Source organism: Enterobacter sp. N5-15 (genome assembly GCF_057221635.1).
In genome coordinates, this window is sequence record NZ_CM170150.1 from 1,308,961 (window position 1) to 1,321,060 (window position 12,100).

Annotated in this window: 9 protein-coding genes and 7 tRNA genes; 1 reads left to right on the top strand and 15 read right to left on the bottom strand. The window is 55.6% G+C overall.

Features of this window, described 5'->3' with window-relative positions:
* Positions 1-215 precede the first annotated feature (215 nt).
* From lnt to miaB, 5 genes are all read right to left on the bottom strand, one after another.
* Positions 216-1,754 carry an apolipoprotein N-acyltransferase gene (lnt, locus tag AC2TE5_RS06095; RefSeq protein ID WP_484612841.1) on the bottom strand — a complete coding sequence of 513 codons (1,539 nt, stop codon included), beginning with the start codon at positions 1,752-1,754 and terminating at the stop codon, positions 216-218.
* Between the two features lie 5 nt (positions 1,755-1,759).
* Positions 1,760-2,638 carry a CNNM family magnesium/cobalt transport protein CorC gene (gene corC / locus AC2TE5_RS06100; RefSeq protein ID WP_021242574.1) on the bottom strand — a complete coding sequence of 293 codons (879 nt, stop codon included), beginning with the start codon at positions 2,636-2,638 and terminating at the stop codon, positions 1,760-1,762.
* A gap of 89 nt (positions 2,639-2,727) precedes the next feature.
* Positions 2,728-3,195: an rRNA maturation RNase YbeY gene (gene ybeY, locus AC2TE5_RS06105; RefSeq protein ID WP_008501052.1), complete on the bottom strand. Its 468-nt coding sequence runs from the start codon at positions 3,193-3,195 to the stop codon at positions 2,728-2,730.
* The gene (locus AC2TE5_RS06110) at positions 3,192-4,238 is read right to left on the bottom strand and encodes a PhoH family protein (protein WP_029740142.1); all 1,047 of its coding nucleotides are present in this window, start codon (positions 4,236-4,238) and stop codon (positions 3,192-3,194) included. Before AC2TE5_RS06110 ends, ybeY begins: the two co-directional genes overlap by 4 nt.
* A 163-nt stretch (positions 4,239-4,401) precedes the next feature.
* Complete coding sequence (gene miaB, locus AC2TE5_RS06115) at positions 4,402-5,826, bottom strand: tRNA (N6-isopentenyl adenosine(37)-C2)-methylthiotransferase MiaB (protein WP_148242850.1); 1,425 nt, start codon at positions 5,824-5,826, stop codon at positions 4,402-4,404.
* A gap of 135 nt (positions 5,827-5,961) precedes the next feature.
* Between miaB and ubiF the strand changes: the two genes are divergently transcribed.
* Positions 5,962-7,137 carry a 3-demethoxyubiquinol 3-hydroxylase gene (ubiF, locus tag AC2TE5_RS06120; protein ID WP_484612842.1) on the top strand — a complete coding sequence of 392 codons (1,176 nt, stop codon included), beginning with the start codon at positions 5,962-5,964 and terminating at the stop codon, positions 7,135-7,137.
* Positions 7,138-7,241: 104 nt separating this feature from the next.
* On the opposite strand, the gene AC2TE5_RS06125 is transcribed toward ubiF, so the two are convergent.
* The 10 genes from AC2TE5_RS06125 to nagC form a co-directional block, all read right to left on the bottom strand.
* Positions 7,242-7,316, bottom strand: a tRNA-Gln gene (locus AC2TE5_RS06125).
* A gap of 36 nt (positions 7,317-7,352) precedes the next feature.
* Positions 7,353-7,427 (bottom strand) — tRNA-Gln (locus AC2TE5_RS06130).
* A gap of 44 nt (positions 7,428-7,471) precedes the next feature.
* Positions 7,472-7,548, bottom strand: a tRNA-Met gene (locus AC2TE5_RS06135).
* Between the two features lie 17 nt (positions 7,549-7,565).
* A tRNA-Gln gene (locus tag AC2TE5_RS06140) sits at positions 7,566-7,640 on the bottom strand.
* Between the two features lie 32 nt (positions 7,641-7,672).
* Positions 7,673-7,747, bottom strand: a tRNA-Gln gene (locus tag AC2TE5_RS06145).
* A 23-nt stretch (positions 7,748-7,770) separates the two neighbouring features.
* A tRNA-Leu gene (locus tag AC2TE5_RS06150) sits at positions 7,771-7,855 on the bottom strand.
* Positions 7,856-7,863: 8 nt separating this feature from the next.
* A tRNA-Met gene (locus AC2TE5_RS06155) sits at positions 7,864-7,940 on the bottom strand.
* Positions 7,941-8,166: 226 nt separating this feature from the next.
* Complete coding sequence (gene asnB, locus AC2TE5_RS06160; protein WP_484612843.1) at positions 8,167-9,831, bottom strand: asparagine synthase B; 1,665 nt, start codon at positions 9,829-9,831, stop codon at positions 8,167-8,169.
* Between the two features lie 249 nt (positions 9,832-10,080).
* Positions 10,081-10,833: a ribonucleotide monophosphatase NagD gene (gene nagD, locus AC2TE5_RS06165; protein WP_063143173.1), complete on the bottom strand. Its 753-nt coding sequence runs from the start codon at positions 10,831-10,833 to the stop codon at positions 10,081-10,083.
* 45 nt (positions 10,834-10,878) lie between these two features.
* Entirely contained in the window at positions 10,879-12,099 is a 1,221-nt protein-coding gene (gene nagC, locus AC2TE5_RS06170; protein WP_021242995.1) for a DNA-binding transcriptional regulator NagC, read from the bottom strand.
* Between the last annotated feature and the right edge of the window lies 1 nt (position 12,100).

The window sequence follows — 12,100 nt, forward strand, 5'->3', positions numbered from 1 at the left end:
CGTTGCACCATTTCGGTGCTACCGATGATCTACGCTGGTGCGACAAAGTTGCACGTTAAGCCAAACTGCGTTTACCTGAATAAACAAAGCAATAGGCGTGCCAGAATGGGCATTTAGAGGGAATTGTCGGGTGGCGGCTACGCCTTACCCGACCTACGGGAACGGAAATGTAGGCCGGGTAAGGCGTAGCCGCCACCCGGCAGGAAGAGGTGAGATTATCGACGACGCTGACGCAGGCTCATCAGCACCGCGCCAAAGCCGAACAGCACGGTCAAAATCCACAGCGGCCAGTTGCCGGTACGAGCGTATGGCGTCAGCCCCGTGGTTGGCGTGACTTTAGTGGTCAGTACCTCACGGGTAAACTGCGGGATCATCGCCTGAATTTCACCCTGTGGACCAATCACAGCGGTGATGCCGTTGTTGGTGCTGCGCAGCAGCGGACGCGCCAGCTCCAGGGAGCGCATACGTGCCATCTGGAAGTGCTGCCACGGGCCGATTGACTTACCAAACCAGGCGTCGTTGGAGATGGTCAGTAGATAGTCAGTATCCGGGCGGAAGTTATCACGCACCTGCTCCCCGAGAATGATTTCGTAGCAGATGGCCGCCGTCAGGGCAAAGCCGTGCGCGTGCAGTTGAGGCTGAACGTACGGTCCGCGGCTGAAAGAGGACATCGGCAGGTCAAAGAACGGGGCCAGCGGGCGCAGAATTGACTCCAGCGGGACAAATTCACCAAACGGCACCAGGTGGTTCTTATTGTACCGGTCAGTGGAGTGGTAGCTGTACTCGCTGTCTTTCCCGAGCGTAATGATGCTGTTGTAGGTGTCATAGCGGTTCTGCTGATTCAGACGCGCATCGACAATCCCGGTGATCAGCGTGCTGCCGCGCGCCAGCAGCAGGTCGTTCATCATGTTGAGGAACGGCTGCTGGTTAATTTCCAGATCGGGAATGGCAGATTCCGGCCAGATAATCAGCTGGGATTTACCCATCACCTCTTCGGTGGCGTTGGCGTAAATCTTCAGCGTATTCAGCAGCTCTTTCTCATCCCACTTCATGGACTGCGGGATATTCCCCTGCACCATGGAAACCTGCATGGCGCGATCGGGCTCGGGCGTGAACCACTGGATATAGCGCAGCGGGAAGGGCAGGGCGAACAGCACCAGCGCCACGGCCAGCGGTTTCCAGCAGCGCTGGACCAGCGCCAGGACCAGCAGGCCGCTCACCACCATCAACAGGAAGTTGATGGCTTCAACACCCATTACCGGCGCCAGGCCTTTCAGCGGGCCGTCAATCTGGCTGTAGCCGAACTGCAGCCACGGGAAGCCCGTCAGCACCCAGCCGCGCAGGAACTCGGTTATCTGCCAGACCACCGGCGCGGCAATAGCGACGCGCAGCCAGGTGGTTTTTGGCCACAGGCGAGAAAGTATGCCGGCGAACAGACCGGTATAGAGTGAGAGATACGCGGCGAGCAATACCACCAGGAAGACGTTTACCGGGCCAGGCATACCGCCAAACTGGGCTATGCTGACATAAACCCAGTTGATGCCTGAGCCAAACAGACCCAGCCCCCAGAAGTAACCGATGGCAGCAGCCTGTACCGGACGACGATTCAGGGTCAGGCCCTGAAGCCCCATCAGGGAGAGAATGGACGCAGGCCAGATATCGTAAGGAGAGAAAGCCAGCGTACCGCTGGCTCCAAGTAACAGCGCCAGCAGCAAACGGACGCGCTGGCGTTCAAGCAGTGGGGCAAATGCCATTTACATTAATCTTCCAGTTTTGGCACCGGTGAGTCGTCCGGCGTTCTGACGTGAACCTGTATAATACGTCGGCTGTCGGCCATTGCCACTTTGAACTGGTAACCGTCAATGTCAACGGTCTCACCGCGCGCCGGGAGGTGGCCAAAGGCCTGCATCACCAGCCCGCCAATGGTATCGACCTCTTCATCGCTGAAGTGGGTACCGAAGGCGTCGTTGAAGTCCTCAATCGAGGCCAGCGCACGCACGGTCCAGGTGTGGCGGCTAAGCTGACGGAAGTCGATATCTTCTTCTTCGTCGTACTCGTCTTCGATTTCGCCCACGATCAGCTCAAGAATATCCTCGATCGTGACCAGACCGGAAACGCCACCAAATTCATCAATAACAATCGCCATGTGGTAACGCTGAGAGCGAAACTCTTTCAGCATCCGATCCACACGTTTACTCTCCGGCACAACCACGGCCTGGCGTAACACTTTTTCCATGCTGAAGGCTTCGGCATCGCTGCGCATAAACGGCAGCAGATCTTTCGCCATCAAAATCCCTTCGATGTGATCTTTGTCTTCGCTGATGACCGGGAAACGCGAGTGGGCGGATTCGATGATCACATCGAGGCACTCGTCCAGCGTCTGGTTACGTTTCAGGGTGATCATCTGCGAGCGGGGGATCATGATATCGCGAACGCGCTGGTCGGCGATGTCCATAACCCCTTCGAGCATTTCGCGCGTATCTTCGTCGATAAGGTCGTTTTGCCCGGAATCACGAATCAGCTCCAGCAGTTCATCACGGTTTTTGGGTTCGCCGTGGAAAAGCTGGTTCAGAATGAGGGAGAAAAATCCCTTTTTACTGGTTGTCGTGTCGCTACTGTGTGAATTGTCGTCGCTCATGGCGTTTGTTAAGGGTTCTCTTGTTAGTTCAACGTTTACCGCCACGCGATGTCCTTTCGTGGCGGCATGTGAGTCAGTCAGGTGACGGACTATTCTTTCTCGGCAATGTACGGATCCTCATAGCCCAGAGCAAGCATTATCTCTGTCTCGAGGGACTCCATCTCTTCCGCTTCGTCATCTTCAATGTGATCGTAGCCGAGCAGGTGCAGGCTGCCGTGTACCACCATATGCGCCCAGTGGGCCTCAAGCGGCTTTTGCTGCTCTTTGGCTTCCTGCTCAACCACCTGACGGCAGATGATCAGATCGCCCAGCAGCGGCATCTCAATGCCCGGGGGGGCTTCGAACGGGAAAGAGAGCACGTTGGTCGGCTTATCTTTCCCGCGATAGGTCAGGTTAAGCTCATGGCTTTCCGCTTCATCCACCAGGCGAATCGTCACTTCTGATTCTTCCTGAAACTGAGGAATAACGGCATCCAGCCATTTCTGAAACTGTGCCTCATCTGGCATGCCGGAATTGTCTTCACAGGCCAGCTGTAAATCGAGGATCACCTGACTCATTTCTGTTCTTGCTCCTGCGCTTCGCGCTTACGTTCTGCGGCCAGTTCGGCCTTACGCTTCTGATCCGCCTCTTCCCAGGCTTCATAGGCGTTAACGATACGCGCGACCACCGGGTGGCGTACCACGTCTTCACTGTGGAAGAAGTTAAAGCTGATTTCGTCGACTTCGGCCAGCACTTCGATGGCGTGGCGCAGGCCGGATTTGGTGCTGCGCGGCAGGTCGATCTGGGTGACGTCACCGGTAATGACCGCTTTCGAGTTAAAGCCGATACGCGTCAGGAACATCTTCATCTGTTCGATGGTGGTGTTCTGGCTCTCATCAAGAATGATAAACGCATCGTTCAGCGTACGACCGCGCATGTAGGCGAGCGGGGCAACTTCGATAACGTTACGCTCAATGAGCTTCTCGACCTTCTCAAAGCCCAGCATTTCGAACAGCGCATCGTATAAAGGACGCAGATACGGATCGACCTTCTGGCTCAGATCGCCCGGCAGGAAGCCCAGCTTTTCGCCCGCTTCAACGGCCGGACGGGTCAGCAGAATTCGACGGATATCCTGGCGTTCCAGCGCATCTACCGCAGCGGCAACGGCCAGATAGGTTTTACCCGTACCCGCAGGGCCCACGCCGAAGGTGATGTCGTGGTCGAGAATATTGGCGATGTACTGCGCCTGGTTTGGCGTACGCGGCTTAATGACGCCACGTTTGGTCTTGATGTTAATGGCCTTGCCGTAGTCCGGCACGCTTTCCGCGCTCTGCTCAAGCACGCGCGCCTCTTTAATGGCGAGGTGGATCTGTTCCGGCTCGATATCCTGCGTTTCGCCGCGCATTGGGGCGGTATCAACATACAGGCTACGCAGAATATCCGCAGCGGCGTTGACGCAGATAGGGCGTCCGGTAAGTTTGAAATGATTATCGCGACGATTGATTTCGATACCCAGACGTCGCTCCAGTTGTTTGATGTTGTCATCAAACGGCCCGCACAGGCTCAGCAGGCGAGCGTTGTCTGCTGGCTCAAGGCTAATTTCACGCGTATCTATATTCAAACTGTTCCTCTTTAATTGGTTAACTGACCCATTGCGATAGGGCGTAATAAAACGGTCATTACCGAAATTATTCACGCCACAGAATAAAGGCGCAAGCGTTGCGGAAGATATTGGGGACAATGAGAGGAAATACAAGGCCTGCCGGAAAGGCAGGCCAGGAGGATTAAGGCTGGTAAATCCCAACGCCAGAATCGTTTTCTTTACGGGTGCGAGAGATCACGGATTCCGGTGACTCGGCAATACGCAGGCCCATTTCATCCTCGGTGCGTACCAGCTTCGCGCGCAGCGAGTTGGTCAGCACGTCGACGATCTCGACGTCCACGAATTTACCGATCATGTCCGGGGTGCCTTCAAAGTTCACCACGCGGTTGTTTTCGGTACGGCCGGAGAGTTCCATAATGCTCTTGCGCGAGGTACCTTCCACCAGAATACGCTGGACGGTGCCGAGCATACGGCGGCTCCACGCGTTGGCCTGCTGGTTAATACGCTCCTGCAGAATATACAGACGCTGCTTTTTCTCTTCTTCCGGCACATCGTCAACCATATCGGCCGCAGGTGTCCCAGGACGCGCAGAGAAGATGAAGCTGTAGCTGACGTCAAAATTCACTTCACCGATGAGCTTCATGGTGCGCTCGAAGTCATCAGCGGTTTCGCCAGGGAAACCGACGATAAAATCGGAGCTGATCTGGATATCCGGACGCGCTTCACGCAGCTTACGAATGGTGGATTTGTACTCCAGCACCGTATGCGGGCGGCCCATCAGGTTCAGCACGCGGTCAGAGCCACACTGAATCGGCAGGTGCAGGAAGCTCACCAGCTCTGGCGTATCGCGATACACGTCAATGATGTCGTCGGTAAACTCCATCGGATGGCTGGTGGTAAAGCGAATGCGGTCGATACCGTCAATCGCGGCCACCAGACGCAGCAGTTCGGCAAAGCTGCCGGTGGTGCCGTCGTAGTTCTCCCCGCGCCAGGCGTTAACGTTCTGGCCCAGCAGGTTCACTTCGCGAACGCCCTGCGCGGCAAGCTGGGCGATTTCAAACAGAATATCGTCTGCAGGACGGCTGACTTCTTCGCCGCGGGTATAAGGCACTACGCAGTAAGTGCAGTATTTGTTGCAGCCTTCCATGATGGAGACGAAGGCGGTTGGGCCATCGGCGCGCGGCTCCGGCAGACGGTCAAACTTTTCGATCTCCGGGAAGCTGACGTCAACGACCGGGCTGCGGTTGCCGCGAACCTGATTGATCATCTCTGGCAGGCGGTGCAGGGTCTGAGGACCAAAGACAATATCCACATACGGGGCTCTCTGGCGGATCAGCTTGCCTTCCTGCGACGCAACGCAGCCACCCACGCCGATGATCAGGTCCGGATTTTTTCGCTTGAGAAGCTTCCAGCGGCCTAACACGTGAAAGACTTTTTCCTGCGCTTTTTCACGAATCGAACAGGTGTTCAGCAGCAGCACGTCCGCTTCTTTCACATTTTCTGTCAGCTGGTATCCGTGGGTTGAATCCAGCAGATCGGCCATCTTGGATGAATCGTATTCGTTCATCTGACAGCCCCAGGTTTTTATATGGAGTTTTTTAGTCATCGACTTGCTCAGCTCAGGATTGCAAGCCGCGTATTGTAATGCTTTGGTGGGGTTGTGACCAGTATGAAGGTTATGTGTCTCAGGACCGCAAAAATCCGGTAAACTTAAGGGATTCTCCAATAAGGAAAATTGACCATGACACTCCTACACACCGAACTTGCCGTTGTCGGCGGCGGTATGGTCGGCGGCGCGCTGGCGCTGGGGCTGGCGCAGCAGGGATTTGAGGTAACGGTAATTGAACAGGCTGCTCCGCCGGCCTTCGATCCCGCCAGCAAACCGGATGTGCGCATTTCCGCGATCAGCGCGGCGTCTGTCGATCTGCTGCGCGGGCTGGGCGTCTGGGAGGCGGTGCTGGCGATGCGCGCCCATCCTTACAGTCGTCTTGAAACCTGGGAGTGGGAAAATGCCCACGTCGCGTTTGATGCCGCTGAGCTGAAGCTGCCGCGCCTGGGTTATATGGTGGAAAACAACGTGCTCCAGCTGGCGCTCTGGCAGGCGCTGGAGACGCATCCAAAGGTGACGCTGCGTGTTCCGGCGTCGCTTAAGGCACTGCATTCTCACGAGAGCGGCTATTTACTGACGCTCGACAGCGGCGATGAACTGGCCGTGAAGCTGGTCGTTGGGGCGGACGGCGCTAACTCGCAGGTCAGACAGATGGCGGGTATCGGGGTTCATGCCTGGCAGTATGAGCAGTCCTGCATGCTGATTACCGTCGAGTGCGAGAATGCGCCGGGAGAAAGCACCTGGCAGCACTTTACGCCGAACGGTCCGCACGCATTTTTACCGCTGTTTGATAACTGGGCGTCGCTGGTGTGGTATGACAAACCGGCGCGCATTCGCCAGCTGCAGGGGCTTTCAATGGAACAATTGCAGCGGGAAATCCGCCTGCACTTCCCGAGCCGTCTGGGCAACGTTACGCCGGTCGCTGCCGGGGCGTTTCCGCTCACGCGCCGTCACGCTTTGCAGTATGCCCGTGAAGGGCTGGCGCTGGTGGGCGATGCGGCACACACCATTCATCCGCTGGCCGGGCAGGGTGTTAACCTGGGGTATCGTGATGTCGATGCGTTACTGGATGTGCTGGGCAGCGCCCGCGGGCACGCGGAAAACTGGGCCAGCCATCAGGTCCTGAAGCGTTACCAGACGCGGCGCATGGCGGACAATTTCATCATGCAGTCGGGGATGGATCTGTTCTATGCAGGGTTCAGCAATGACTTAGCCCCGGTGCGCATTCTGCGTAATATTGGCTTGATGGCAGCGGAGCGTGCCGGTGGTCTGAAGCGCCAGGCGCTTAAATACGCTCTCGGACTCTAATCCTTTTTCCCTCTCCCCGTGGGAGAGGGTCAGGGCATCAGGCTGCACAATTCTGAGCAACAAAAACAAAAAAGCCCGCAGAGCGGGCTTTTTTGTTACTTAAGTGGCTGGGGTGCAGGGATTCGAACCCCGGAATGCTGGTATCAGAAACCAGAGCCTTACCGCTTGGCGACACCCCAATTGCGTTAAACAAACTGCTTAACGACTTTTTAAATTGGCTGGGGTACGAGGATTCGAACCTCGGAATGCTGGTATCAGAAACCAGAGCCTTACCGCTTGGCGATACCCCAACAATTTTTTCTAGTCTATCGAATAATTCGACAGATTACTAATTTGGTGGCTACGACGGGATTCGAACCTGTGACCCCATCATTATGAGTGATGTGCTCTAACCAACTGAGCTACGTAGCCAGTACTGCAATCTTCGATGGCTGGGGTACCTGGATTCGAACCAGGGAATGCCGGTATCAAAAACCGGTGCCTTACCGCTTGGCGATACCCCAATACCGCGGAGAACCGCAAAATCGAAGAAATATGGCTGGGGTACCTGGATTCGAACCAGGGAATGCCGGTATCAAAAACCGGTGCCTTACCGCTTGGCGATACCCCATCCGTGCAACGCTTACCTGGGAATGGTGCGGGAGGCGAGACTTGAACTCGCACACCTTGCGGCGCCAGAACCTAAATCTGGTGCGTCTACCAATTTCGCCACTCCCGCAAAAAAGATGGTGGCTACGACGGGATTCGAACCTGTGACCCCATCATTATGAGTGATGTGCTCTAACCAACTGAGCTACGTAGCCATCTTTTTTCGCGTTACCTTATCGGCGTTGCGGGGCGCATTATGCGTATAGACCCTTGCAGCGTCAACACCTTTTTCAACGAAAATAGCCGGAATGTGACTGTTTGGTTAGGTTGCGAACAGCGTGACCGAATATTCGGCAATTATTGGTTATTAATCAGATTTAGACGGTGAAATACGAGGCAAAAAAATCAGGCCCCTGAGGGGCCCGATTGCGATCTGAGTGATTATTTGTAGGCTGACTGGTGAACGCCTACCGCGCGTCCTGATGGATCGTTCATGGATTTGAAAGATTCATCCCATTCAATCGCTTTGGCAGAAGAGCAGGCGACGGACGGGCCACCCGGTACGCACTCCGCAGCACTCGGTACCGGGAACAGCTCTTCAAAAATTTCACGGTACAGATAGGCCTCTTTCGAGCCCGGCGTGTTGTACGGGAAGCGGAAGCTTGCGGTTTCCAGCTGTTGGTCAGAAATCTGTTTTGCCGCGACCTCTTTCAGGGTGTCGATCCAGCTATAACCTACGCCATCAGAGAACTGCTCTTTCTGACGCCATGCCACGCTCGCCGGCAGGTAGGATTCAAAACATTCGCGCAGGATATGTTTTTCCATTTTGCCGTTGCCGCACATTTTGTCCTGCGGGTTGATGCGCATCGCGACGTCGAGGAATTTTTTATCCAGGAACGGCACGCGCGCTTCCACGCCCCATGCGGACATCGCTTTGTTGGCACGCGCACAGTCAAACATATGCAGCGCCTGCAGTTTACGCACGGTCTCTTCGTGCAGCTCTTTGGCGTTCGGCGCCTTGTGGAAGTACAGGTAGCCGCCAAACACTTCGTCAGAACCTTCGCCGGAGAGCACCATCTTGATGCCCATCGCTTTGATCTTACGCGACATCAGGTACATCGGGGTCGAGGCGCGGATGGTGGTCACGTCATAGGTTTCAATGTGATAGATCACATCGCGGATCGCATCCAGACCTTCCTGCACGGTGAAATGAATCTCATGGTGCACGGTGCCGAGGTGGTTCGCCACTTCCTGCGCGGCTTTCAGATCCGGTGCGCCTTCCAGGCCGACGGCAAAAGAGTGCAGCTGTGGCCACCAGGCTTCTGAGCGCTCCTGATCTTCCACGCGACGGGCCGCGAATTTCTTGGTGATCGCGGAGATCACGGAGGAGTCCAGACCGCCGGAGAGCAGCACGCCGTACGGTACGTCGGACATCAGGTGGCTTTTCACAGAATCTTCCAGCGCCTGACGCAGCTCGGCTTTATCCGTGACGTTGTCTTTTACCGCGTCGAAATCGAACCAGTCACGCTGATAATACTGACGGATCTCGCCGTCTTTGCTCCACAGGTAGCTGCCCGCCGGGAATTCTTTGATGGTGCGGCAGACCGGTACCAGGGCTTTCATTTCAGAGGCCACATAGAAGTTGCCGTGCTCATCGTGGCCCATGTACAGCGGGATAATGCCGATATGGTCACGGCCAATCAGGTAAGCGTCTTTTTCGCTGTCGTACAGGGCGAAGGCGAACATGCCCTGCAGGTCGTCCAGGAACTCGGGCCCTTTCTCCTGATACAGCGCCAGGATCACTTCACAGTCAGAACCGGTCTGGAACGCGTAGCGGTCGCCGTATTCGGCGCGCAGCGCCTGGTGGTTGTAGATCTCACCGTTGACAGCCAGCGCGTGCGTTTTTTTCTCGTTATACAGCGGCTGTGCACCGGCGTTGACGTCAACAATAGACAGACGTTCGTGAGCCAGAATCGCTTTATCACTGGCGTAGACGCCTGACCAGTCTGGTCCGCGATGGCGCATCAGGCGGGACAGTTCGAGTGCCTTTTTACGCAGTTCGCCCGCGTCAGTTTTAATATCCAGTATGCCAAAAATTGAACACATAACCTTCTCCGTTAACCCTGTTGCTTTGTAATGTTGCTTGCTTATGAAAATGCCGCAAAGGGGCAGGGCGCGCAAGCGTTTTACGGGTGAAAACGGAAATAGTGCAATGGTGATTGTGGAATAGTGAAAAAAGAGTACGTCATGAAGTCTTTTATTGATGATTATGCAATAAAACGTGCCTTTTGTTAGATGAGGTTTTGTTTGTGTAGGCCATAAATGACAAACCACGCCCTGAGGCGTGGTTTGGTATCAGATAATGTCAATTTCATCGACGGAGGGGTAAATCCAGCTTGGCCGGAACGGCATCGAATCAATGTCATCAAGTTGAGAGACGCCGGAGAGGACCAGTATCGTCTCCAGACCCGCCTGGAAACCGGCCAGAATATCGGTGCGCAGGTTGTCGCCGACAATAACGGTTTCTTCAGAGTGGGCCTGCATTTTGTTCAGCGCGGCACGAATGATCCACGGGCTAGGTTTCCCGACCACAAACGGCTTACGACCGGAGATTTTCTCGATACCGGCGCAGAGCGCGCCGCAGGCCGGATAAAAACCACGGCCGTGCGTATCCGGGTTGGTGGCGATAAAGCGCGCGCCGCTGGCGACAAAGTATGCAGCTTTATGCATCATCTCCCAGTTAAAGGAGCGCGTTTCGCCGACAATCACAAAGTCCGGATTAACATCGGTGATGGTAAAACCCGCTTTGTACAGCTCGTGGATCAGCGCGCCTTCACCCACCACGTAGGCTTTTTTCCCTTCCTGACGCTTCAGAAAATCCGCCGTGGCCATCGCCGAGGTATAAAACACGCTGTCCGGGACGTCGACGCCCGCCGTGGCAAAGCGGTTTGCCAGATCCTGACCTGTTTGGGAAGGGTAGTTCGTGAGCAGAACCAGTGGCATTCCTTTGTCGATGATGCGGTGAAGAAACTCCGCAGCACCCGGCACGGCAACGTTGTCGTGCATCAGCACGCCGTCGATATCACAAATTACATTCTTAATGGTCATGGACAGTCCGACATCAAAAAAAGAAGGCGTTACTATAAGGTCCGATCAGCTTTCCAGCAAATGCTGCAGCAGAATTCCGTTGAGCATGGCGCGTTTGACCAGCGCGAACGCGCCAATCGCCGAGCGATGGTCAAGCTTTGAACGAACCACCGGGAGATTCTGGCGGAATGCTTTCAGCGCCTGGGTGTTAATACAGCCTTCAATGGCGGGGAGCAGCACCTTTTCCGCTTCCACAATTTCACCGGCGATCACCACTTTTTGTGGGTTAAACAGGTTGATGGCGATGGCGATGGTTTTCCCCAGGTGGCGTCCTACCTGCTCGATTACTTCGCAGGCCAGCGCGTCGCCCTTATTGGCGGCTTTGCAGATGGTGCCTATCTTGCAATCGTCCAGCGTGACGCGGCTTTGGTAACCCTGTTCAAGGAGATGGCGAACGCGCTGCTCGATGGCCGTGTTGGCGGCAATGGTTTCAAGACAACCGAAGTTGCCGCAGTGGCAGCGCTCCCCGAGGGGCTCAACCTGAATGTGGCCAATCTCGCCGACGTTGCCGTTGCGACCAATAAAAATTCGGCCGTTAGAGATAATACCCGCGCCCGTACCGCGGTGAACGCGCACCAGAATAGAGTCTTCACAGTCCTGGCTCGCACCAAAGTAGTGCTCTGCCAGCGCCAGCGAGCGAATGTCGTGACCCACAAAGCAGGTCACTTTAAAACGCTTTTCCAGCGCGTCGACCAGCCCCCAGTTTTCAACCTGAATGTGCGGCATATAGCGGATCACGCCGCTTTCCGGGTCAACCAGACCGGGCAGAATTACGGAGATGGCGATGAGTTCGCGGATCTTGCGCTGACAGCTTTCAATAAACTGCGCGATGGTATTGAGCAGCGCATGCTCCAGAGTCTCCTGGGTGCGCTCCGGAAGAGGGTAGTGTTCTTCCGCAATGGCTTTACTGCTCAGATCGTACAGCGTGAGCGTAGTGTCATGGCGGCCCAGACGGACGCCAATTGCCTGAAAATTGCGGGTTTCGGTGATAATGGAGATCGCGCGGCGGCCCCCGGTGGAGGCCTGCTGATCGACTTCTTTGATCAGACCGCGCTCAATGAGCTGACGGGTAATTTTTGTCACGCTGGCGGGAGCAAGCTGGCTTTGTTCGGCTATCTGAATTCGCGAGATTGGTCCGTGCTGGTCAATCAGGCGGTACACCGCCGCACTGTTAAGTTGTTTAACGAGATCGACATTACCGATTTGAGCTTGTCCGCCAGGTGTCATA

Bases quoted from the DNA above. Each gene is read 5' to 3' on its own strand.
- lnt (WP_484612841.1), bottom strand. From the start codon at position 1,754: ATGGCATTTGCCCCACTGCTTGAACGCCAGCGCGTCCGTTTGCTGCTG.
- ubiF (WP_484612842.1), top strand. From the start codon at position 5,962: ATGACACTCCTACACACCGAACTTGCCGTTGTCGGCGGCGGTATGGTC.
- nagD (WP_063143173.1), bottom strand. From the start codon at position 10,833: ATGACCATTAAGAATGTAATTTGTGATATCGACGGCGTGCTGATGCAC.
- ybeY (WP_008501052.1), bottom strand. From the start codon at position 3,195: ATGAGTCAGGTGATCCTCGATTTACAGCTGGCCTGTGAAGACAATTCC.
- miaB (WP_148242850.1), bottom strand. From the start codon at position 5,826: ATGACTAAAAAACTCCATATAAAAACCTGGGGCTGTCAGATGAACGAA.
- corC (WP_021242574.1), bottom strand. From the start codon at position 2,638: ATGAGCGACGACAATTCACACAGTAGCGACACGACAACCAGTAAAAAG.
- asnB (WP_484612843.1), bottom strand. From the start codon at position 9,831: ATGTGTTCAATTTTTGGCATACTGGATATTAAAACTGACGCGGGCGAA.
- nagC (WP_021242995.1), bottom strand. From the start codon at position 12,099: ATGACACCTGGCGGACAAGCTCAAATCGGTAATGTCGATCTCGTTAAA.